Source organism: Geodermatophilus sp. URMC 62, from assembly GCF_052931475.1.
The window spans coordinates 210,683-232,348 of sequence record NZ_JBRFHY010000001.1 but is presented as its reverse complement, the minus strand read 5'-3'; the positions used below and the strand labels follow the sequence as shown (position 1 = coordinate 232,348).

The following is a 21,666-nucleotide window of genomic DNA, read 5'->3' as shown; positions in this document are numbered from 1 at the left end:
CTCAGCCGGTGGCCGCCAGCGACCGGCGCAGGGCCCGGGCCGAGGCCGCCGCCCCCGAGGGGCTCATCACCACGCCCGCGTGGTCGTGCCCGGGCAGCAGCTCCGCTCTCAGCGGGCCTTCCGACGCCGCCACCACCGCGGCCACCTCGTCGTCGGTGTAGGCCGGCGTCGACCCGGCGCCGACGCTCCACTCGGCGTACAGCAGCTGCGCGGGCACCGCGAGGCGGCGCAGCGCGTCGGCGGCGGCGTCGGTGAGGAAGACGTCGGCGGCGTCGTCGACCAGCGCCCGGCCGTCCAGCCGCACCCGGCCGCCGTCCCGGCCGCGCTCCAGGTCGTGCGCCAGGCAGGTGGCCAGGTGCGGGTCGGCGGGGTCGAGCAGCGGTGCGGTGTGCGCGACGACGAAGTCGACGTAGCCGGCCAGGTCGGGCCAGTCGGTGCCCAGCCGGGCGGTGCGGTCGGCGAACGCCGCCTCCAGCTGCTCGCGGCTGGTGGGGCGGCGCACCATCGGTGGCCCGCCGTCGAGCAGCGTCAGGCTGCGCACCCGCTCCGGCGCGGTGGCCGCGAGCTGCACGGCGACGAAGCCGCCCAGCGACATGCCGAGGACGTCGACGGCCTCCAGCTCCAGCGCGTCGAGCACGGCGAGCTGGTCGGCGACGTGCCCGGCGAGGGTGGAGGCGTCCGACCGCGGCGTGCTGGCCCCGCGGCCGCTGAGGTCGGCGGCGATGAGGTCGACGTCGGGGTCCTCGGCGAGCAGCCACGTCCACAGCCGCGAGGTGCTGCTGAGGCCGTGGACCGCCAGCACCGGCCGGGTGCCGCCGGGCCGGCGCCAGGCGTGCACGACCCGGCTCCCGGGGCGGGTGACCTCGACGTGCTCGGAGAAGTCGTCGGCGCTCACGCCGGCACCCCGTCGGGGAACACCTTCCCGGGGTTGAGGATGCCGTGCGGGTCGAGCGCGGCCTTGACCGCGCGCTGCATCGCCACGACCTCGGGCGACAACTCGATCGCCAGCCCGTCCCGCTTGAGCAGACCGACGCCGTGCTCGCCGGTCACCGTCCCGCCCAGGTCGACGGCGTCGCGCATGATCTCGCCGAACGCGACCTGCGCCCGGGCCCGCGCCTCGGCGTCCCCGGGCGGGGTGATGAGCAGCGGGTGCAGGTTGCCGTCGCCGGCGTGCGCGATGTTGGCGATGAGCACGTCGTTGCGGACGGCGGCCGCCTCGATGCGGGCGAGCATCTCCGGGACGGCGGCCTTGGGCACGCACACGTCCTCGGTCAGCAGCGGGCCCAGCCGCTCCAGCGCCGGGTAGGCCAGCCGGCGCGCGGCGAACAGCGCCTCGGCCTCGGCCGGGTCGGTGGACGCCGCGGCCCACGTGGCCCCGCCGAGCTCGAAGCTGCGCAGCATCGCGTCCGCTTCGGCGTCGCCGGCCGGGCCGGGCGCGTCGGTGCGGCCGAGCAGCACCACGGCGGCGTCGACCGACAGGCCCATGTTCTTCCACTCGTCGACGGCGGCCAGGCAGTGCCGGTCGACCAGCTCCAGCGCCGAGGGCGTCACCCCCGCCGCGCCGAGCGCCTCGACCGCGCGGCCGGCGTCGACCACGGAGTCGAAGTAGCCGACGACGGTGCGCTCGGGCGCGCGCGCCGGGCGCAGCCGCACCGTCACCTCGGTGACCACGCCCAGCGTGCCCTCCGAGCCGACCACCAGCCCGACCATGTCGTAGCCGACGACGCCCTTGGCGGTCCGGCGGCCGAGCCGCACGACCTCGCCGCGGCCGTTGACCACCTCGAGCTCGAGCACGTAGTCGCGGGTGACGCCGTACTTCACGCAGCACACGCCGCCGGCGTTGGTGGCGACGTTGCCGCCGATGGTCGACCACGGGGAGCTGGCCGGGTCGGGCGGGTACCAGAGACCCTGCTCGGCGCAGGCGGCGCGCAGGTCGTCGTTGACCACGCCGGGCTGCACGACGGCGTAGCGCTCGACGGGGTCGATCGCGACGATCGCCCGCATGTGCTCGGTGGAGAGCACGACGCAGCCGTCGACGGCGTTGGCGCCGCCGGACAGCCCGGTGCCGGCGCCGCGGGGGACCAGCGGCGTCCGGTGCGCCAGGCAGGCCCGGACGACGGCCTGCACCTCAGCGGTGGACCGGGGCCGGACCACGGCCGCCGGGGTCCCGTGCGGTGCCCACTCCGCCTCGTCGTGCACGTAGGAGCCGACGACATCGCCGTCGGCCAGGACGCGGTCGGCGGGGAGCGCGGCCAGCAGCGCCGCGACGACGCCGGACCGCAGTGCGGGAGCCTGTGTCACGAGCCCCAGTGAAGCACCGCGGCCGGGTCGGGCACCGGCGCTCAGCCGAGCACCGTGTCGCGCTCACCCGCAGCCGCCGGTGCCCGGCGCCGCGACAGCAGGAGCGCCCCGGCCGCGGCGAGCAGCATGGCCACGCCCACCAGCCACAGCGCCGGGCGGATGCTGCCGGTGGCGTCGGAGACCCACCCGGTGATGTACGGGGCGGCGAAGCCCGCGGTGTTGCCCAGCGAGTTGATCAGCGCGATGCCGGTGGCCGCCCCGGCGCCGGCGAGGAACAGCGGCGGGAAGTGCCAGAACACCGGCAGCGCGCAGCAGATCCCGACGGCGGTCAGCGTGATGACGGCCATCACCGTGAACGGGGAGTCCAGGTAGAGCGCCACCGGGATGGTCACCCCGCCCAGCGCCGCCGGCAGCGCCAGGTGCCAGCGGCGCTCACCGGTGCGGTCGGAGTGCCGGCTCCACAGCACCATCGCCACGGCTCCTGCCAGGAAGGGCACCGCGACGATCGCCCCGGTCTCGAAGATCGTGTACTCGGCGTCGAAGCGCTCGGCGAAGCCGGCCACCACGGTGGGCAGGAAGAAGGAGACGGCGTAGAGGCCGTAGACGACGCCGAAGTAGACCAGGCCCAGCCCGACCACCCGCGCGTTGGCCATGGCGCGCCAGGGCGAGGCCTCCCGCGGCCCGGACGTCTCGCCCTCGGCGGCGATGGTCCGGGCCAGCCAGCCGCGCTCGTCGGCGGTGAGCCAGCGGGCGTCCTCGGGGCGGTCGGTCAGGTAGAACCAGCAGGCGACGCCGAGCAGCAGCGCGGGCAGCCCCTCGACGAGGAACATCACCCGCCAGCCGGCCAGGCCGAACAGCCCGTCGCCGTACTGGATGACCGCGCCCGACAGCGGGGAGCCGAGCGCCGAGGAGAGCGGGACGGCGACCAGGAAGGCGCCGATCAGCTGCACCCGCTGGGCGCGCGGCAGCCACCAGGTCAGGTAGAGCAGCACGCCGGGGAAGAAGCCGGCCTCGGCGACGCCGAGCAGCACCCGGAGGGCGTAGAGCCAGCCCGCCGAGTCGACGAAGGCCATGGCGCCGGCGACGACGCCCCAGCTGACCATGATCCGGGCGATCCAGCGGCGGGCGCCGAAGCGGTGCAGCGCCAGGTTGCTGGGCACCTCGAAGAACAGGTAGCCGATGAAGAACAGCCCCGAGGCCAGCCCGAACATCGTCTCGGTCAGGCCGAGGTCCTCGCTCATCGTCAGCTTGGCGAAGCCGATGTTGGTGCGGTCGAGGTAGTTCACGAAGTACAGCAGCCCGAGGAAGGGGACCAGCCGCCACGCGACCTTGCGCAGCGCGCTCCTCCCGACCGGGTCGGTCTCGGCGTGGGCCACGGCTCCTCCAGGCGACGTCCGTGCAGGGGTCCGGGCTCACGGTAGAGAGCAGGGCCCGCGTGCCAGGACGGCGTCCTCACGGGCCCGCGGTGGACGGACCGGCGCCTCGTCCCCGGTCCCGCCGTCCACGACGCTCGGGACGGTTCCCATCTCCTGAGGAGGCGCGCATGTCCACCCCCTACTGGGTCGCCGGCCGGCCGGCCACCGGCACCGAGGTGCTCGAGGTCCGCTCGCCGCACGACGGCGCCCTCGCCGGGACGACCACGACCGCCACCGCCGAGGACGTCGAGGCCGCGGTCGCCGCCGCCGACGCCGTCCGCGCCGAGTACGCCGCCACCCCCGCGCACGTGCGCGCCGCCGCCCTGGACCACGTGTCCCGCCGGCTGGCCGAGCGCAGCGAGGAGGTGGCCGCGCTGATCACCGCCGAGTCGGGCAAGCCGCTGAAGTGGGCCCGCCTGGAGGTCACCCGCGCCGTCTCGACGTTCCGCTGGGGCGCGGAGGAGGCGCGGCGCTGGTCGGGCAGCCTGCAGCGGCTGGACACCGACCCGGCCGCCACCGGCCGCCTGGCGCTGGTGCGGCGGGTCCCGCGCGGCCCGGTGCTGGGCATCGCGCCGTTCAACTTCCCGCTGAACCTGGTGGCCCACAAGGTCGCCCCGGCGATCGCCGTCGGCGCCCCGATCGTGCTCAAGCCCGCCCCGGCCACCCCGCTGTCGGCGCTGCTGCTCGGCGAGGTGCTGGCCGAGACCGACCTGCCGGCCGGCGCCTGGTCGGTGCTGCCGGTGCCCAACGAGGTGGCCGCACAGCTGGTGCAGGACCCCCGCCTGCCGGTCGTCTCCTTCACCGGGTCGGTGCCGGTCGGCTGGTCGATCCGGGAGTCGGCGCCGCGCAAGCACGTCACCCTCGAGCTCGGCGGCAACGCCGCGGCCGTCGTCGCCCCCGACCAGGACGACGCCGCGCTGGACTGGGCGGCCTCCCGCATCGCCACCTTCGCGATGTACCAGGCCGGGCAGTCCTGCATCTCGGTGCAGCGGGTGCTCGCCCACCGCGCGGTGGCCCAGCAGCTCACCGACCGGGTCGTCGAGGCCGTGGGCAAGCTGGTCACCGGCGACCCCACCGACGACGCCACCGACGTCGGCCCGCTGATCGACGAGGCCGCCGCCCGCCGGGTGGAGGGCTGGGTCGCCGACGCCGTGGCCGCCGGCGCGCGGGTCCTCACCGGCGGCACCCGCGACGGCGCCTCCTACGCGCCCACCGTCCTCACCGACGTCCCGGCCGACGCGAAGGTCTCCTGCGAGGAGGTCTTCGGGCCGGTCGTCGTCCTCGACACCGTCGACTCGGTCGACGAGGCCTTCGCCCGCGTGAACGACAGCCGGTTCGGGCTGCAGGCCGGCGTCTTCACCCGCGACCTGCAGGTGGCCTTCCGCGCCGCGCAGGTGCTCGAGGTCGGGGGAGTGGTGGTCGGCGACGTCCCGAGTTTCCGCGCCGACCAGATGCCCTACGGCGGGGTGAAGGACTCCGGGACCGGCCGCGAGGGCGTGCACGCGGCGATGGAGGACCTCACCGAGGAGCGCGTGCTCGTCCTCACCGGCATCGCCGTCTAGGACCCGGCCGCCCCTGACGACCTCGGGGCGGCCGGGACGCAGCGAGGCCCCCGGTCCGGATCGGACCGGGGGCCTCGTTCGGTCGTGCCGGCCGAGCGCGCCGGGGACCCTGGTGTCCGGGCCGGAGGAGGGTCACCCTGGGGCGATGACCCCGGCGCCCACCCGGTCGACGGCCTTCGACGTCGAGCGCCTGCTGCGGCTGTGGTCCGACCCGCTGCCCGACGGGCCCGCGGCCGAGGACGCCTTCCGCGCCGTCTACACCGACCCGGTCACCGTCAACGGCCGGGAGCTCGCCGCCGCGGACCTCGTCGCCCGCGCCCGCGCCGTCCAGGGCACCTTCGCGCAGGTCCGGCGGGAGGTGGTCGCCGTCGTGGAGGACGGCGACCGGGTGGCCGTCGCCTTCCGCATGGGCGGCCGGCAGGTCGGCACCTACGAGTCCTCCGCGGGGCCGCTGCCGCCGACCGGCCGGGAGCTGGAGCTGCGGGTGATCGACGTGCTCACCCTCACCGGGGGCCGGATCAGCGAGATCGTCATGGTCGCCGACGAGCTGGGTGCGCTCGCCGCGCTCGACGCCGTCCGGCTGGTCGCCCCCACGACGCCCTGAGCGCCCCCTCCCGCGCGGGGAGGGGGCGCTCAGCGTGCTCTCGAGCGGCGGGGCTCAGCTCTCGATGTTGGCCATCACGTGCTTGATGCGGGTGTAGTCCTCCAGGCCGTAGGCGGAGAGGTCCTTGCCGTAGCCGGAGTGCTTGAACCCGCCGTGCGGCATCTCGGCGACCAGCGGGATGTGGGTGTTGATCCACACGCAGCCGAAGTCCAGCCGCTTGCTCATCCGCATGGCGCGGCCGAAGTCCCTCGTCCACACGCTGGAGGCCAGCCCCAGCTCCACGCCGTTGGCCCAGCGCACCGCCTCGTCCTCGTCGGTGAAGCGCTGCACGGTGATGACCGGACCGAAGATCTCCCGCTGCACCATCTCGTCGTCCTGCCGCAGACCCGCGACCACCGTCGGCTCGACGAAGAAGCCGCGGTCGCCCTGGCGGTGCCCGCCGGTGGTGACCTGGGCGTGGTCGGGGGCGCGGTCGAGGAAGCCGGTGACGTGGGCGAGCTGGTTGGCGTTGTTCACCGGCGGCACCAGGGCGTCCTCGTCCTCGGCGCCCTTCTCGTAGGTGGTGGCGGTGTTGCGCGCCTGCTCGGTCAGCGCCGCGACGAAGTCGTCGTGGATGCCCGGAGCGGCCAGCACGCGGGAGGCGGCGGTGCAGTCCTGCCCGGCGTTGAAGTAGCCGGCGACGGCGATCGCCTCGGCCGCGGCCTCCAGGTCGGCGTCGTCGAAGACGACGACCGGCGCCTTGCCGCCGAGCTCCAGGTGCACCCGCTTGACGTCCTTGGCCGCGGAGCCCGCGACCTCCATGCCGGCGCGCACCGACCCGGTGATCGCCACCAGCTGCGGCACCTTGTGCTCCACCAGGGCGCGGCCGGTGTCGCGGTCGCCGCAGACGACGTTGAGCACGCCCGCCGGCAGGATCTCGGCGGCCAGCTCGGCCAGCCGCAGCGTGCTCACCGGGGTGGTGTCGCTCGGCTTGAGGACGACGGTGTTGCCCGCCGCCAGCGCCGGGGCGATCTTCCAGACGGCCATCATCATCGGGTAGTTCCAGGGCGTGACCTGCCCGACGACACCGATCGGCTCGCGCCGGATGAAGCTGGTGTGCCCCTTGAGGTACTCGGCGGCGGCCTTGCCCTCGAGGGTGCGGGCCGCACCGGCGAAGAACCGGATCTGGTCGACCATCGGGGGGATCTCCTCCGAGGCGGTCAGCCCGACCGGCTTGCCGGTGTTGCGGCTCTCCAGCGCCACCAGCTCCTCGGCGTGCTCCTCCACCGCGTCGGCCAGCTTGAGCAGCGCCTGCTGCCGTTCCGACGGGGTGGTGTCCCGCCAGGTCTCGAAGGCGTCGGCGGCCACCCGGTAGGCGCGGTCGACGTCCTCCGGGCCCGACACCGGCGCCGAGGCGAACACCTCGCCGGTGGACGGGTCGACCAGGTCCACCCGGCGGCCGTCGGTGGCGTCGACGTGCTCCCCGCCGACGAAGTTGCGCAACTCGAGCTTCTCGCTCACCGCAGGTCCCTCTCGTTCGTCTGTGCTGCTGATCCCGTCGTCATAGTGCCGTCTGACCGCTGATCGATCCAGCATCGGCACCCGATCGCTGCGAATCCGCTGTCGCGGCCGCCTCGACCTCGACCTCGGCGAGGATCTCCGACCCGGTCACCACCTTGTCCGCGAAGTGGCGGTGCATCCACGCGAGGTGGTCGTGCCGGCTGCGCATGATCCGCAGCGTGTCCCAGTTGGGGAAGACCTGCTGCAGCACGTGCTCCTGCATCAGGCGCGGGTCGACCTCGTAGACGTGCTCGAAGGTCGTCTGCGCCACCTCGCTGGCCCGCAGCGGCGCCGGCGGGGTGTGCTGCTCGGCGAAGCGGTACGGCGCGGTGGCCCCCGGGCCGGTGGGCTGGTCATCGGTCCTCATCGGTCGTGTCCCTCCCGTAGGCCCGGTCCAGCAGGTACTTGCCCGGGTTCATGACGTTGTTGGGGTCCAGCGCCCGCTTGACGTCGAGCATCACGTCGAAGCCCCGGCCGAGCTCGTCGGGCACCAGGTCGACCTCGCCCTCCCGGCACGACCCGTGGCAGGCGCTCATCGACCCGCCGTGGGCGAGGGCCACGGCGCCGATGTCCCGCTTGGCCTGCACCCACGCCGCCCAGGCGGCGTCGTCGAGGCGCTGCTCCCAGATGCCGACGTCGATCTCGGTCAGGTAGTCGACCCCGGTGCTGGCCGAGGTGTAGGCGAACATCCCCCAGTCGTCGAAGACGTCGGTCCTGCGGCGCAGGTCGGCCAGGATCTCGTGCCAGGCCCGGCTGACCGCCGGGACGTTGGAGAAGTTGACCGCGGCGTCCTCGCAGTGCCAGGACATCGGGATGACCTGGCCGTCCTTGGTGCGGCCGTGCAGGGGGGTGGCGTAGCGGTCGTGCCGCGCGGCCCAGTCGCCCTCGGAGATCTCGTCGCCCAGGTAGCGGGCGCCGTGCTCCTTGGCGATCCGGAACAGCCGCTTCCCGCCGGCGCGGACCTCGTCCTCGTAGCCGTACATGACCGAGCAGACCAGGGCCCGGACGTCGGTGGGCTGCGGGATGTAGGCCTCGTCGTCGCGCCGCAGGTAGGCGACCTTGTGCTCGTCGAAGAGGACCGCGCCGGCGAAGGTGGCCACCCCGGCCCGGGCCAGCGCGCCGGTGCAGGCGTGGGCGTCGTCGTAGTCGTCGAACGCCCAGAACGGCGAGAGCTCGGCCTCCGGCTTGGGGAAGAGCTTCAGCGTCGCCTTCGTCGCGATGCCGAGGGTGCCCTGGTGCCCCATGAACAGGTGCTTGAGCTGGTAGCCGCTCGAGCTCTTGCTGATCTTGTGGCCGATGCCGTCGCCGACGTGCAGCACGTCGCCGGTGGGCAGCACGTGGTCGAAGCTGAGCACCAGGTCGCGGGTGTGGCCGTAGCGGGAGCCGATCAGCGACCAGCCGCTGGTGCCGATCCGCCCGCCCACCAGCGAGCACGGGTAGGACGCCGGGTCGTCGGGGTAGAACAGCCCGTGCTGGGCCAGCCGCTCGTTGAGCTTGAGCATGCTGATGCCGGTGCCGACCGTGACGGTGCGGTTGACCAGGTCCAGCTCGTGGATCTGGTTCATCCGCTTGACGTCGACGACGATGCCGCGGCGCATGGGCACCGCGCCGTCGGTCAGGCCGGTGCCGCCGTCGCGCGGCACGACCGGGATGCGCAGCTCGTTGGCGATCCTCACCACGGCCGCCACCTGCTCGGTCGACGTCGGCAGCACCACGACGTCCGGCACGCGCTCCGACCAGCGGTGCACCGGGAACGGCGCGGGCACGCGGGCGCGGTTGTAGCGGTCGGTCTTGGCCAGCAGGATCTGGTCGTCGGCCAGCACGGGGCGCAGCGCCGAGACCAGGGTCGCCAGCTCGGCGTCGCCCAGCGGCTCGCGCGTGAACGGCGCGGTCCCGATCGTCCCCGCCCGGGGTTGGGTCGTCGTCATGGTCAGTGCCCCCCGCACCCGCAGCCGCCGGAACCGTTGCCGCACCCGCCGCCACAGCCACCACCGCCGCAGCCGCCGCGCGAGCTCCCGGAGGTCCGCCGGGCCCGGCCCGGGACGCCGGTGCGCTCCTGGGCCAGCCGGCGGTCGCCGACGTCGCCGCGGGAGCCGCCGACGGTGATGCCGAGCGACTGGGCGAACAGCTCGTGCAGGTCGACGACGTCGATGTCCTCGGCGTCGCCGGCCTCCGACAGCGGCCGCTCCGACCACGGGCAGGCGCTGACCAGGGTGTCGACGTCGAGCTCCGCGGCCCGCTCCAGCCGCATCGCGCTGATCTTGGCGGTGAGCTCGGGCTTCTCGACGGGCAGCCCGCCACCGCCGCCGGAGCAGTAGGACCACTGGGTGACCCGGTCGACGTCCTCGAAGCGCAGGCCCGGGATGGCGCGCAGCAGCTCGCGCGGCTCGGCCCAGACGCCCTTGCGCTTGTTGAGCCGGCACGGGTCGTGGTAGGTGATCGCCCGGTCGACCGGCACCGACGGGGTGAGCCGGCCCTCGCGCAGCAGCTGGGCGAGCACCTCGATGACGAGGACGACCTCGATGTCGAACTCCTCGCCGAAGTACTTCGGGTAGTCCTCGGTGAAGCTGATGTAGTCGTGCGGGTCGAGCACCAGCAGGCGCTTGGTGCCCGTGGCCCGCCAGTTGTCCAGGTTGTGCCGGGCGAAGCGCTGGGCCTGCTCGGCGTAGCCCATCTCGGCGGCCGGGCCGCCGCAGCACCACTGCTCGCCCATGAGACCGAACTCGTAGCCGGCCATCTGCAGCACCTGCGCCACCGCGCGCGGCACCGACGTCCGGTAGAAGGCGGCCTCGCAGTCGACGAACAGCACCGTCTCCCCGCCGATCGGGATGTCCAGGCCCTCGGCCCAGTCGCGCACCTTCTCCTGGCTGACCGGCGTCTCGCCGAGCACCGGCTCGTGGGTGCGCAGGTCGGTGCGCTCGTTCCAGCTCTGCCAGTTGGGCTGGTGCACCCCGCTCTCGACGGCGAGCGACCGGACCGCCTTGACGACGTCGACGGTGCGGGTGCGGAACCGGTAGAAGTCACCGGTGAACAGGGTGTTCGGGCACCGGAGCTCGCACGCGCCGCACTGGGTGCAGTTGACGTAGTCGGCGGCGACGTCCTCGATGGTCAGCTCGCCGCGCTCCATGGCCACGACGTTGGCGTGGAAGGCGGTGGGGGTCCACGACTCGTTGCGCTCGACCTGGGTGACCGGGCAGACCTCGCGGCAGAACTTGTGGCCCGAGGAGAAGCAGTTGTACGAGGTGTTGCGCCACTGCTCGACGAACGCGGCCGTCTTCGGGTCGCTGACCGGCGGGGGCACCGGCCCGGCGAGGGTCTCCGGGTAGTCCGCGAGCTCCGGCGGGTTGGACGGAGCGCCCGGGGTGAACGGCTCCGAGAGGGCGTCCGCTCCCGGCGCCCGCTCGGGCTGGACCTGTGTCACGTCGTGCTCCTCGTCACAGGGGGGCTGGGGTCTGCGTCACGCTAGCCGCCAAAACCTATGAAATCAACGGTTAAGACATCGGGTCGCGGGTGCCACACTCGGGGTGGTCCGGTCACGGGAGGCGACGGTGCAACTGCTCAGCGGTGACGCCCGGCGCGCCGTCTTCGCCCCGCTCGACGACGGCGCGCTGCGCAGCGAGGCCGTCGTCCGCCGGGTGGGCAGCGCCATCGCGCTGGGCCTGCTGGCCGACGGCGAGCAGCTGCCCACCGAGACCGACCTGGCCACCATGCTCAAGGTCTCCACGATGACCCTGCGCGAGGCGCTGGCCGAGCTGCGCAAGCTCGGGCTGGTTGAGACCCGCCGGGGCCGTGGGGGCGGCAGCTTCGCGCGGTCGCGGGAGGACGTCCTCACCGAGCTCGCCGACGCCCGCCTGGCCGAGCTGGGGACCACCGACCTGCGCGAGCTCGGCGACGTGCACAGCGCGGTGGCGGCGGCGACGGCGCGTCTGGCGGCGTCGCGGGCCTCCCGCACCGAGATCGCCCGGCTGCGCGACATCGTCGACCGGCTGGCCTCGGCCGGGTCGGTGACCGGCCAGCGGCGCACCGACGGCCGGTACTACATCGAGCTGGCCGCCTGCGCACAGTCGGTCCGGCTGACCATGCAGGAGATGGACCTGCACCTCGAGCTCGGCCAGCTGCCGTGGCCGCCGGCGCACGCCCCCGGGCTGCTCGACGTCATCGTCGCCGGGCACCGCGCCGTCGTCGACGCGATCGAGGACCGCGACGCCGCCCGCGCCCGGGCCCTCACCGAGGCGCACATCGAGACGCGCACGCTCTGGGCCATCGAGCTGCGCCTGCAGCGCCTCAGCAGCGCGGTCCCTGCCGTCCCCCGCCGGGAGGTCTCGTGACCGGGGAGGGAGCCGAGGAGCTCGCGCGGGTCGCCGCGGCGGTGTCCGGCCTGGTCGAGCGGGTGTTCGCCACCGTCGCCCGGGTGCACCGGGCGGTGCTGCGCTCGGTCGAGCGGCAGGGGCCGGGGACCGGGAGCGGGCTGCTGGCCGACGGCGTGCAGGAGCTGCTGCGCGAGCCCGGGCAGCTCGCCGTCGGGCTGGGACTGGTCGTGGCCCCCCGGCCCGAGGAGGGCCTGCCGCTGCGGCTGGAGTGGTGGCAGGTCGACCCCGACGGCGGGGAGGTGCACACCCTCGAGCCGGACCTGCGGCCGAGCAGCCTGGGTTACTACGACTACACGACCGCCGAGTGGTACGCGGTGCCCCGGCGGACCGGCCGGCGGCACGCCTTCGGCCCGCACGTCGACGTCCACGGCACCGGCCGCTACGTGCTCACGCTGACCGAGCCGGTGGGAGCCGGCCGCGAGTTCGTCGGCGTGGCCGGCGCCGACGTCCCGGTGCGGCGGTTCGAGACCCACCTGCTCCAGGCCCTCGGTGCGCTGCCGGCGCCGTTCGTCCTGCTCAACGACGAGGGGCGGGTGGTGCTCTCCACCGCTCCGCGGTTCCTCGTCGGCAGCCTGTTGCCGGCCGACCCCCGGGCGCCGGAGGAGGGGACACCGATCCCGGGCGTCCCCTGGCGGCTGCTGCTCGTCGACGACGGGCGCCGCCTCGCCGGCTGACCCCGCTCCACCCACGCCGGTCATCCGATCGGGGCCGGAGGCACCTCCCCGGGGGGCTTGTCCTCTGAACTCTGGCTCTATAGGTTTCCCGCCGACCTTGTGGCCTGGGGCACAGCGACGTCCGTCGATGGCCCGGCCCCCGAGCCGAGGAGACCCGGTGACACCACCCGGACCACACGCCGGCAGCACCGCCGACGACGCCCAGCTCGCCGCGCTGGGGTACACCGGCCAGTTCGAGCGCAGCATGGGCCTGTGGGCCAACATGGCCCTGGGCTTCACGTACCTGTCGCCGCTGGTGGGCGTGTACTCGCTGTTCGCCTACAGCCTGTCCATCGGCGGGCCGCCGTCGATCTGGTGGATCGTCATCGTCGGCGTGGGACAGTTCCTCGTCTCGCTCGTGTTCGGCGAGGTCGTGTCGCAGTACCCGCTGGCCGGCGGCATCTACCCGTGGACGCGGCGGCTGTGGAACCGGCGCTACGCGTGGATCGTCTCGTGGGTCTACATCTGGGCGATCATCGTGACCGTCACCGCGGTCGCGGAGTTCGGCGGCGGGTTCGTCGCGGCGCTGTTCGGGATCACGGCCACACCGGGCGTGGCGCTGGCGACCGCGGTGGGGCTGCTGGTCCTCGCCTTCGTCATCAACTACAGCGGCACCCGCGCCCTGGCCCGCATCGCCAAGGTGGGGCTGGCCGCCGAGCTGGTCGGCGTCATCGCCCTCGGCCTGTTCCTCCTGCTCTTCCGCCGGGAGCAGTCGTTCTCCGTCTTCTTCGACACCCTCGGCGCCGGCGGCGGGGACGGGTACCTCGGCACGTTCCTGGCCGCGTCGCTGTCCGGGCTGTTCCTCTTCTACGGCTTCGAGGCCTGCGGCGACGTCGCCGAGGAGGTCGCCGACCCGACCCGCCGGATCCCGCGGGCGATGATGCTGACCATCCTCGTCGGCGGGGTCTCCGGCCTCATGTCCTACGCCGGCTACGTCATGGCCGCCCCCGACGCCCAGCTCCAGGCGATCATGGCCGGTGAGGACGTCGACCCCATCCCGGCGATCCTGGTGAGCGCGCTGGGCACCGCGGGCTCCAAGGTGTTCCTGGTCGTCGCCGTCACCGCGTTCGTCTCCTGCGTGCTGTCGCTGCAGGCCGCCGGCAGCCGGCTGCTCTACGCCTTCGCCCGCGACCGGATGCTGCCGGCCAGCGGCTGGCTCTCCCACGTGTCGGCCCGGCACGCCGTCCCCACCAACGCGCTGCTGGTCGTCTGCGTCGTCCCGGTGCTCATCTGCCTGTTCGTCTTCTGGCAGCCGGACTCCCTGGCCCGGGTCACCGCCTTCGCGGTGCTCGGCATCTACATCGCCTTCCAGGCGGTCGTGCTCGCCGCGCTGCGGCAGCGGCTGCGCGGCTGGCGACCGGCGGGCCTGTGGAACCTGGGCTCGGCCGGGCTGGTGGTCAACGTCCTGGCCCTCGCCTACGGGCTGTTCGCCATCGTCCTGCTGGTCAAGCCGGCGCCGGGCACCGAGACCTTCCTCGACCGCTGGATCGTCGCGATCGGCCTGGCCGTCGTCGCCGGCAGCGGGCTGCTCTACCTGTTCCTCGCCCGGCCCGACCGGCACTCCGCGCACATCCCCGAGGGCGACGCCCGCGAGGTGGCCGCACAGCTCCGGCAGATCCGGCGGGACGCCGGTGTCCCGGTGCGTGAGGAGATCCGATGAGGTTCAGCTACGCGATGCTGCCCGACTACCCCCTCGAGGAGTCGCTGCGGGCGATCGAGCTCGCCGACCGGCTCGGCTTCCACGCGGTGTACGCCGCCGACGAGACCTGGCACAAGGACCTCTGGCTGCTGTTCGCCGCGGCGGCCGCCCGGACCTCGCGGGTCCGGATGGGCCCCAGCGTCTCGGCGGTCACCCTGCGCGAGCCCACCCTCATCGCGCAGGCCGCGGCCACCCTCGACGAGCTCACCGGCGGCCGGGCCGAGGTCGTGCTCTCCAGCGGCAACTTCGGGCTGCTCGCCCAGTACCGGACCGACTGGACGACCACGAAGCCGCTGTCGCGGGTGGTCGAGGGCGTGCGCGTCCTGCGCACGTTCCTCGACGAGGGTGCCATCACCTTCGACGGCGAGTTCTTCTCCTACGACGGGCTGTTCACCTTCGCCCGGCCGGTGCAGGAGCGGCTGCCGGTGAAGATGGGCGCGATGCGCGGCCCGCGGTCGTTCCAGGCCGCGGCCGAGCACTCCGACGGCTGCCACCACGCGCTCAGCTACACGCGGGAGGCCTACGAGTACGCCGCGGAGAACCTGCGGGTGGGTGCGGAGCGGGCCGGCAAGGACTGGACGACGCTGGACTTCGGCGCGTGGGTCGTCGTCTCGGTGGGCCGCGACTCGGCCGCCGCCAAGGACGCCGCCCGCAGCATGGTCGGCATCTACGCCTCGTCGATGCCCGCCGAGCAGCTCGAGCGCAACGGCGTGGACCCCGACGACCTCAGGCCGATCGTCGACGCCATCGCCGGCGGCGACCTCGCCCGGGGCATCGAGCTGACCACCCCGGAGATCGCCGACAAGCTGTCGTTCTCCGGGACGCCGGAGGAGGTGACGGCGAAGATCAGGGAGATCGAGCCGGCCGGGGTCAACCACCTGATCGCGGCCATCACCGACGCCTCGCTGGTCAAGGCCTTCACCGGCCGCGAGCTGGCCGGCGTCGCTCCGGTCGAGGAGCAGCTGCAGCCGCTGCACGACGAGGTCATGCCGGCCTTCGCCTAGGACCCGCCCGGCCTCCGGGCGGGTCCTGCCTCAGCCGGTGGGCGGGTGCAGGGCCAGCCAGAGCTCGGCCCGGACGCCGGGGGCGTCGAGGTCGCGGCCGAGCAGCTCCCCGGCCCGCCGGATCCGCTTGCGCAGCGTGTGCCGGTGCACACCGAGGCGGGCGGCGGCCGGCTCCCACTGGCCGTGCGCGGCCAGCCACACGCGCAGCGACTCGACCAGGTCGCCGGGGCCCGCCCGGTCGGCGGCGACGAGTGGCGCGAGCGCGGCCTCGGCGAACGCGCCGGTGGCCGCCGGGTCCAGCAGCGCGGCCAGCCCGCGGCCGGCCAGGTCGGCGAAGGCGGTGACCGGCGCTCCCGCGGCGCGGCCGTGCCCGGCCGCCTGGCGGGCCTGCCGCACGGCCTCGCCGAGGCGGTCCCAGGGCACCGGCGACGCGGTCCCGAGGACGGCGCCGGGCACCCGCCCGGGCAGGTCGGCCAGCCGCCCGGCGAGCACCCCGTCGGCCGGCACCAGGACGACGAGGGCGTCGTCGAGCTCGGCCGACAGCACCGGCTCGCGGGCGTGCGCCGCGGCGTCGGCGGCCACGTCGACCGCGGCGGCGCGCTGCTCGGGGCTGCCCAGCACGACCAGCGCCCGCACGGGCTCGTCCGGCAGCCGCTCGCCGAGCGCGGCCACCACGGGCCCGGCCGCGGCGGTCTGCCCGGCCAGCAGCAGCTGCAGGATCGCCGCGCGCAGCGCCGCGGTGCCGCTGTCGAGCGCGCGGGACTGCTCCAGCCGCAGCGTGAGCAGCAGCGCGGCCGCGTTGACCACGTGCCGGTCCCCGGGCGGGAAGGGCCCCGGCCGGCCGACGGCGAGGAACCCCCGGACCCGCGCACCGGTGCCCAGCGACTGCAGCAGCACCGTCTCGCCGGGCTGGGTGAGCGCGGCCCCGGCAGGGGGCCGTGCCGTGCGGAGCCGGTCGACCGCCGCCGCCAGGTCACCGGCGCGGCCCCGGGCGGACGGCGGCGCGGCCTCCAGCGGCGTCCCGGCGGCGTCGACCAGCAGGGCCCAGCCGCCGAGGTGCCGGGCCAGCCGGTCGACGACGGTGCCCGGGGCGCCGGGCGCGACGGCGGCGCGGGTCAGCTCCCGCTGCACGGTCGACGTCCGGGTGACCGCCGCGTACTCCTCGGCGGCCAGCGCGGTGGACACCGCCCGCGACAGCGCGATGAACGGCGTCTGCCGCGGCACCTCCAGCACCGCCAGGCCGTGCGCGTCGGCCGCGGTCACCAGCTCCGCGGGCACCTGGGCGTGGGTGAGGCCGGTGCCCAGGCCCAGTCCCACCACCCCGGCCTCGGCCAGCCGCCGCACGTACCCGCCGGCGTCCTCGGGCGCCAGCGCCAGGCCGGTGGTCAGCAGCAGCTCGCCGCCGGCGAGGAACGGTGTCGGGTCGGCCAGCTCGCTGACGTGCACCCAGGAGACGGCGCGATCCACCGGCGCGCCGCGGGTGTGCAGCGTCAGCTCGAGCGACGCGGTGCCCAGCAGCGTCGCGACGGTGACCGGCACGGAGGACCTCTCGACGGACTGGACGATGTGGACACCCGGAGGATCCGGGGGTGCCGTTTCGGACGGTACCGGGAGAGACGTGCGCCACCCACCCTGGAGGCCGGTACCTCCTCCGTCGGGGGAGGCCGGCTCACGAGGAGACAGCGATGACCGACGTGCTCACCGGACCCGACACCGTCGCCCAGGAGCGGCGGCTGGTCACCGAGATCCCCGGCCCGCGCTCGCGCGAGCTGGGCGCCCGCCGCGCCGGGGCGGTCACCGCCGCGGTCGGCAGCGTCCTGCCCGTCTACGTCGAGCGCGCCTCGGGCGGGGTCGTCGTCGACGTCGACGGCAACTCCTTCATCGACCTGGGCTCGGGCATCGCCGTCACCAACGTGGGCCACGCCGCGCCCGAGGTCGTCGCGGCCGTGCAGGAGCAGGTCGCCCGCTTCAGCCACACCTGCTTCATGGTCGGGCCCTACGAGGGCTACGTCGCCGTCGCCGAGGAGCTCAACGGGCTCACCCCCGGCGACCACGAGAAGCGCTCGGCGCTGTTCAACTCCGGCGCCGAGGCCGTGGAGAACGCCGTCAAGGTGGCCCGGGTGGCCACCGGCCGCTCGGCCGTCGTCGTCTTCGACCACGCCTACCACGGCCGCACCAACCTCACGATGGCGCTGACGGCGAAGAACATGCCGTACAAGAACGGGTTCGGGCCGTTCGCCGGCGAGGTGTACCGGATGCCGATGTCCTACCCGTACCGCGACGAGCCGGGGATGACCGGCGCGCAGGCCGCCGCGCGGGCGATCGACCTGATCGAGACCCAGATCGGCGCCGCCAACGTGGCCGCGGTCCTCATCGAGCCGATCCAGGGCGAGGGCGGCTTCATCGTCCCGGCGCCGGGCTTCCTGCCGGCCCTGACCGACTGGTGCCACCGCTCGGGCGCGGTGTTCATCGCCGACGAGGTGCAGACCGGGTTCTGCCGCACCGGCGCGTGGTTCGCCTCCGAGCACGAGGGGCTCGTCCCCGACCTGGTGGTCACCGCCAAGGGCATCGCCGCCGGCATGCCGCTGGCCGGGGTCACCGGCCGCGCCGAGCTGATGGACGCCGTGCACACCGGCGGCCTGGGCGGCACCTACGGCGGCAACCCGGTCGCCTGCGCCGCGGCGCTGGCCACGATCCGCACGATGCGCGAGCAGGACCTCGCCGCCGCCGCGCGCGCGATCGAGGCCACCATGCTGCCGCGGCTGCGCGCGCTGCAGGAGCGCACCGGCGTGGTCGGCGACGTCCGCGGCCGCGGCGCGATGCTCGCCGTCGAGCTGGTGAAGCCGGGCACGAACGAGCCCGACTCCGCGCTGACCAACGCGATCTCCAAGGCCTGCCACGCCGAGGGAGTCATCACCCTGACCGCCGGCACGCACAGCAACGTGCTGCGCTTCCTGCCCCCGCTGGTCATCGGGCAGGACCTGCTCACCGAGGGCCTCAACGTCCTCGACGCCGCCTTCGACGCGCACGCGGGGAAGTGAGCGCCCCGGCGGCCGGCGCCCGCCGGCTGACCCTGCGCCCCGAGGGCACCGGCGGGAGCGGCCGGGTGGCCGGCCTGGTCACCTGGCCGGCCGGCCGGCCGCTGCTCGCCGACGTCGTGCCGGTCTTCGACCGGCTGGGCGTGCGGGTGGCCGACGCCGTCGCCGTCCCCGGGGACGACGACGCGCCGGCCACCCGGCTCGAGCTGCTCCTCCCGTCCGGGGCGGCGCCGGCCACCGCGCTGTCCCGGCTGGAGCAGGCGCTGGCCGCGGCGTGGGCGGGGGAGACCGAGCTCGACGGCCTCTCCCGGCTGACCGTCGGCGCCGGCCTGCCGGTGCCCGACGTCGCGGTGCTGCGTGCCGCCTGCCGCTACCTCGCGCAGGTGGGGCTGGGCCTGTCCCGCGGCTACGTCGAGGAGACGGTGCTCGCCGCGCCGGAGTTCGCCCGCGCGCTGCTGGCGCACTTCGCCGCCCGGCACGACCCCGACGCCGCCGACCCCGCGGCCGCGGCGTCGGCGGCCGAGCACCTCGCCGAGCTGCTCACCCGGACGACGAGCCTGGACTCCGACCGCATCCTGCGCGGCCTGCGCGACGTGCTCGCCGCCGTGGTGCGCACCAACCGCTACCAGGTCGGCGCCGACGGGGCACCGCGGCCGGCCCTGGCCCTGAAGATCGCCTCGGCGCAGCTGGACCTGCTGCCCCGGCCGCGGCCGGCGGTGGAGACGTTCGTCTGCTCACCCTCCATGGAGGGGCTGCACCTGCGCGGCGCCCGCGTGGCCCGCGGCGGGCTGCGCTGGTCGGAGCGCCCGGAGGACTTCCGCACCGAGGTGCTCGGCCTGGTCAAGGCGCAGATGGTCAAGAACGCGGTCATCGTGCCGGCCGGCGCCAAGGGCGCGTTCGTCGTCCGCGAGGACCTGCGCGGCCTGGACCGCGCGGCGGTGCAGCAGCGGGTGGCCGAGGCCTACCGCACCTTCGTCGGCGCGCTGCTCGACGTCACCGACGACCGCAGGGGCGACGGCAGGGGTGGCGACGTCGTCGTGCACCCGGCCCGCACGGTGGTGCACGACGGCGAGGACCCCTACCTGGTGGTCGCCGCCGACAAGGGGACGGCGACCTTCTCCGACCTGGCCAACGAGGTGTCCGAGCGCCGCGGCTTCTGGCTGGGCGACGCGTTCGCCTCCGGCGGCTCCAGCGGCTACGACCACAAGGCCATGGGCATCACCGCCCGCGGTGCGTGGGTGTCGGTGCGCCGGCACCTGCGCGAGCTGGGCGTGGACCCGGACGGGCCGCTGAGCGCGGTCGGGATCGGCGACATGTCCGGCGACGTGTTCGGCAACGGGATGCTGCTGTCGGACGAGCTGCGGCTCGTGGCGGCCTTCGACCACCGGCACGTCTTCCTCGACCCGGACCCCGACCCGGTGCGGTCGGCGGCCGAGCGGCGCCGGCTGTTCGCGCTGCCGGGCTCGTCGTGGGACGACTACGACCGCTCGGCGCTGTCCCCGGGCGGCGGGGTGTTCCGGCGCGACGCCAAGTGCGTGCCGCTGTCGGCGCAGGTGCGCGCCCGGCTGGGTGTGGACGCCGAGTCGCTGTCGCCGGCCGAGCTGGTGCGGGCGGTGCTGCGCGCGCCGGTCGACCTGCTGTGGAACGGCGGCATCGGCACCTACGTCCGCGCCGCCGACGAGACCGACGCGCAGGTCGGCGACCGCGCCAACGACGCCGTCCGCGTGACCGCCGGGGAGCTGCGCTGCCGGGTGGTGGGGGAGGGCGGCAACCTCGGGCTCACCCAGCGGGCGCGGATCGCCGCGGCGCGGGCCGGGGTCGCGCTCAACACCGACTTTATCGACAACTCGGCCGGCGTGGACACCTCCGACCGCGAGGTCAACCTCAAGGTCGCGCTGTCCGGGGTGCCCCGCGCCGAGCGCGACGCGGTGCTCCGCGAGGTCGAGGACGAGGTGGCCGCCGCGGTGCTGGCCGACAACGTGCTGCAGGCGCGGGCACTGTCGGTGTGCGCGGCCCAGGCGCCGTTCCTGCTCGACCGGCACGCCCAGCTGATCGGCGACCTGGAGCGGCACGGCCTCGACCGCGAGCTGGAGGGCCTGCCGTCGGAGGCCGACGTCGAGCGGCTGCGCCAGGCCGGTGCCGGGCTCACCCGGCCCGAGGCCGCGGTGCTGCTGGCGCACTCGAAGAACCTGGTGCGCGAGGAGCTGCTGGCCAGCGACCTGCCCGACGACCCGTCGGTGGCCGGGGTGCTGGCGGCCTACTTCCCGCGGGCGGTGCGCGGGCGCTGGCCCGACCGGGTGGCCGCACACCCCCTGGCGCGGGAGATCACCGCCACCCAGCTGGCCAACGACCTGGTCAACCGGGTGGGGCCGGGCTTCCTGCTGCGCCTGGAGGAGCGCCACGGCGTCCCGACGCCGGTCGCCGTGCGGGCCTACACCGTGGCGACGCGGGTGCTGGGTCTCGACGCGGTGTGGGCGCTGGTCGACGGCCTGGTCGGGGACGAGGTGCCGCTGGCCGTCGAGCGGCTGGCGCTGCCCGAGCTGCAGGCGGCCACCGAGCGGACGGCCGACCGGCTGCTGCGGGCCCACCCCGACCCCGCGGCGCTGACCGCCGCGGCGCCCGCGCTGGCCGCGGTCGCCGCCGAGCTCGACCCGGCGTCGTGGCTGGCCCGGCCGGGCGCCGCCGGCGACCGGGCCCGCGCGCTGCGGGACGAGCTGGCCGCCGCCGGTGCCGGTCCGGAGCTCGCCGCGCGGGTGGCCGTCCTGGGGTGCCAGGCCGACCTGGTCGACCTGGCCGGCGTGGCCCGGGCCGCCGGGGTCGGCACGGCCCGGGTGGTGGAGGCCGACGCCGCCGTCGAGCGCCTGCTCGCGCTGCCGGGCGTGCACGCCTGGACCGCGGAGCAGGCCGGCATCTCGCACTGGGTCGTCGCGGCCCGCGCGGCGCTGCGCGACGAGGTCGACGGGCTGCGGTGGGCCCTGGTGGCGGCGCTGCTGCGCGACGCCGACGGCGACGCGGACGCCTTCGCCGGGCGGCACGCGGCTGCGCTGGCCCGCTTCGCCGCCGTCCGCGAGCAGGCCGCGTCCGCCCGCGACGACGTCCTGGGCCGGGCGTGCGTGGTGGTCGCCGAGCTGCGCCGACTGGTGGAGGCCGTGGGCTGACCCGGGGCGGCCGGCCGGGGCCGAGGAGGTCCTCCCTCCTCAGCCCCGGCCGGCCCGCCGCCCGATGTGCAGCAGCGTGTTGACCAGCGACCCGCCGGCGGTGCCGGCCCGCTCGTCCAGGTCCATGGCCACCAGCACGCCGTGCCGGCGGGCCGCCTCGCGCGGCAGGCCGCAGGGGCTCTCCCCCGGCCCGGTGACGTGCGCGCCGCGCCGGCGCGGCCTCGTTAGGATCCACGGGCCCGGAGCCGCCGGGTCTGACGTGA

General features: G+C 75.2%; 16 protein-coding genes. 8 read left to right on the top strand and 8 right to left on the bottom strand.

What is annotated here, in order from left to right:
* Nucleotide 1 precedes the first annotated feature (1 nt).
* The 3 genes from ACU616_RS01040 to ACU616_RS01030 are packed head-to-tail and all read right to left on the bottom strand — an operon-like array spanning nt 2 to nt 3,677.
* The gene (locus tag ACU616_RS01040; RefSeq protein WP_446756635.1) at nt 2-895 is read right to left on the bottom strand and encodes an alpha/beta fold hydrolase; all 894 of its coding nucleotides are present in this window, start codon (nt 893-895) and stop codon (nt 2-4) included.
* Nucleotides 892-2,301, bottom strand: a complete 1,410-nt coding sequence (locus ACU616_RS01035) for an FAD-binding oxidoreductase (RefSeq protein WP_446756634.1) — start codon at nt 2,299-2,301, stop codon at nt 892-894. Before ACU616_RS01035 ends, ACU616_RS01040 begins: the two co-directional genes overlap by 4 nt.
* Nucleotides 2,302-2,342: 41 nt before the next feature.
* Nucleotides 2,343-3,677 (bottom strand): MFS transporter, encoded by a 1,335-nt coding sequence (locus ACU616_RS01030; RefSeq protein WP_446756633.1) that lies wholly within the window; start codon nt 3,675-3,677, stop codon nt 2,343-2,345.
* Nucleotides 3,678-3,844: 167 nt separating this feature from the next.
* On the opposite strand from ACU616_RS01030, the gene ACU616_RS01025 reads away from it, so the two are divergent.
* Together ACU616_RS01025 and ACU616_RS01020 are read left to right on the top strand one after the other, a co-directional pair.
* Nucleotides 3,845-5,278, top strand: coding sequence for an aldehyde dehydrogenase family protein (locus tag ACU616_RS01025; protein WP_446756632.1), 1,434 nt, complete (start codon nt 3,845-3,847; stop codon nt 5,276-5,278).
* Nucleotides 5,279-5,423: 145 nt separating this feature from the next.
* A complete protein-coding gene (locus ACU616_RS01020; protein WP_446756631.1) occupies nt 5,424-5,882 on the top strand; it encodes a nuclear transport factor 2 family protein in 459 nt (152 codons plus the stop codon).
* Nucleotides 5,883-5,936: 54 nt separating this feature from the next.
* On the opposite strand, the gene ACU616_RS01015 is transcribed toward ACU616_RS01020, so the two are convergent.
* The 4 genes from ACU616_RS01015 to ACU616_RS01000 are packed head-to-tail and all read right to left on the bottom strand — an operon-like array spanning nt 5,937 to nt 10,842.
* Nucleotides 5,937-7,382, bottom strand: coding sequence for a gamma-aminobutyraldehyde dehydrogenase (locus ACU616_RS01015; protein ID WP_446756630.1), 1,446 nt, complete (start codon nt 7,380-7,382; stop codon nt 5,937-5,939).
* A 40-nt stretch (nt 7,383-7,422) separates the two neighbouring features.
* Complete coding sequence (locus ACU616_RS01010) at nt 7,423-7,788, bottom strand: hypothetical protein (RefSeq protein ID WP_446756629.1); 366 nt, start codon at nt 7,786-7,788, stop codon at nt 7,423-7,425.
* On the bottom strand, nt 7,775-9,349 hold the full coding sequence (locus ACU616_RS01005) for an FAD-binding oxidoreductase (RefSeq protein WP_446756628.1): 1,575 nt from the start codon (nt 9,347-9,349) through the stop codon (nt 7,775-7,777). The genes ACU616_RS01010 and ACU616_RS01005 overlap by 14 nt, the downstream gene beginning before the upstream one ends.
* Nucleotides 9,350-9,351: 2 nt before the next feature.
* Complete coding sequence (locus ACU616_RS01000) at nt 9,352-10,842, bottom strand: (Fe-S)-binding protein (protein ID WP_446756627.1); 1,491 nt, start codon at nt 10,840-10,842, stop codon at nt 9,352-9,354.
* A gap of 127 nt (nt 10,843-10,969) precedes the next feature.
* Here ACU616_RS01000 and ACU616_RS00995 point away from each other — a divergent pair, with 127 nt between their 5' ends.
* The 4 genes from ACU616_RS00995 (at nt 10,970) to ACU616_RS00980 (ending at nt 15,207) form a co-directional block, all read left to right on the top strand.
* The gene (locus tag ACU616_RS00995; RefSeq protein ID WP_446756626.1) at nt 10,970-11,749 is read left to right on the top strand and encodes a FadR/GntR family transcriptional regulator; all 780 of its coding nucleotides are present in this window, start codon (nt 10,970-10,972) and stop codon (nt 11,747-11,749) included.
* On the top strand, nt 11,746-12,465 hold the full coding sequence (locus tag ACU616_RS00990) for a cache domain-containing protein (protein ID WP_446756625.1): 720 nt from the start codon (nt 11,746-11,748) through the stop codon (nt 12,463-12,465). Before ACU616_RS00995 ends, ACU616_RS00990 begins: the two co-directional genes overlap by 4 nt.
* Before the next feature lie 157 nt (nt 12,466-12,622).
* Nucleotides 12,623-14,164 carry an APC family permease gene (locus ACU616_RS00985; RefSeq protein WP_446756624.1) on the top strand — a complete coding sequence of 514 codons (1,542 nt, stop codon included), beginning with the start codon at nt 12,623-12,625 and terminating at the stop codon, nt 14,162-14,164.
* A complete protein-coding gene (locus ACU616_RS00980; RefSeq protein ID WP_446756623.1) occupies nt 14,161-15,207 on the top strand; it encodes an LLM class flavin-dependent oxidoreductase in 1,047 nt (348 codons plus the stop codon). Before ACU616_RS00985 ends, ACU616_RS00980 begins: the two co-directional genes overlap by 4 nt.
* Before the next feature lie 30 nt (nt 15,208-15,237).
* On the opposite strand, the gene ACU616_RS00975 is transcribed toward ACU616_RS00980, so the two are convergent.
* Nucleotides 15,238-16,746: a PucR family transcriptional regulator ligand-binding domain-containing protein gene (locus tag ACU616_RS00975; protein ID WP_446756622.1), complete on the bottom strand. Its 1,509-nt coding sequence runs from the start codon at nt 16,744-16,746 to the stop codon at nt 15,238-15,240.
* Between the two features lie 146 nt (nt 16,747-16,892).
* On the opposite strand from ACU616_RS00975, the gene gabT reads away from it, so the two are divergent.
* The gene (gabT, locus tag ACU616_RS00970; RefSeq protein WP_446756621.1) at nt 16,893-18,248 is read left to right on the top strand and encodes a 4-aminobutyrate--2-oxoglutarate transaminase; all 1,356 of its coding nucleotides are present in this window, start codon (nt 16,893-16,895) and stop codon (nt 18,246-18,248) included.
* Nucleotides 18,245-21,403 (top strand): NAD-glutamate dehydrogenase domain-containing protein, encoded by a 3,159-nt coding sequence (locus ACU616_RS00965; protein WP_446756620.1) that lies wholly within the window; start codon nt 18,245-18,247, stop codon nt 21,401-21,403. Before gabT ends, ACU616_RS00965 begins: the two co-directional genes overlap by 4 nt.
* Nucleotides 21,404-21,666: the final 263 nt, after the last annotated feature.

Excerpts from the sequence above, each read along its gene's own strand:
- ACU616_RS01005 (WP_446756628.1), bottom strand. The coding sequence starts at position 9,349 with ATGACGACGACCCAACCCCGGGCGGGGACGATCGGGACCGCGCCGTTC.
- ACU616_RS01025 (WP_446756632.1), top strand. The coding sequence starts at position 3,845 with ATGTCCACCCCCTACTGGGTCGCCGGCCGGCCGGCCACCGGCACCGAG.
- ACU616_RS01020 (WP_446756631.1), top strand. The coding sequence starts at position 5,424 with ATGACCCCGGCGCCCACCCGGTCGACGGCCTTCGACGTCGAGCGCCTG.
- ACU616_RS00980 (WP_446756623.1), top strand. The coding sequence starts at position 14,161 with ATGAGGTTCAGCTACGCGATGCTGCCCGACTACCCCCTCGAGGAGTCG.
- gabT (WP_446756621.1), top strand. The coding sequence starts at position 16,893 with ATGACCGACGTGCTCACCGGACCCGACACCGTCGCCCAGGAGCGGCGG.
- ACU616_RS01010 (WP_446756629.1), bottom strand. The coding sequence starts at position 7,788 with ATGAGGACCGATGACCAGCCCACCGGCCCGGGGGCCACCGCGCCGTAC.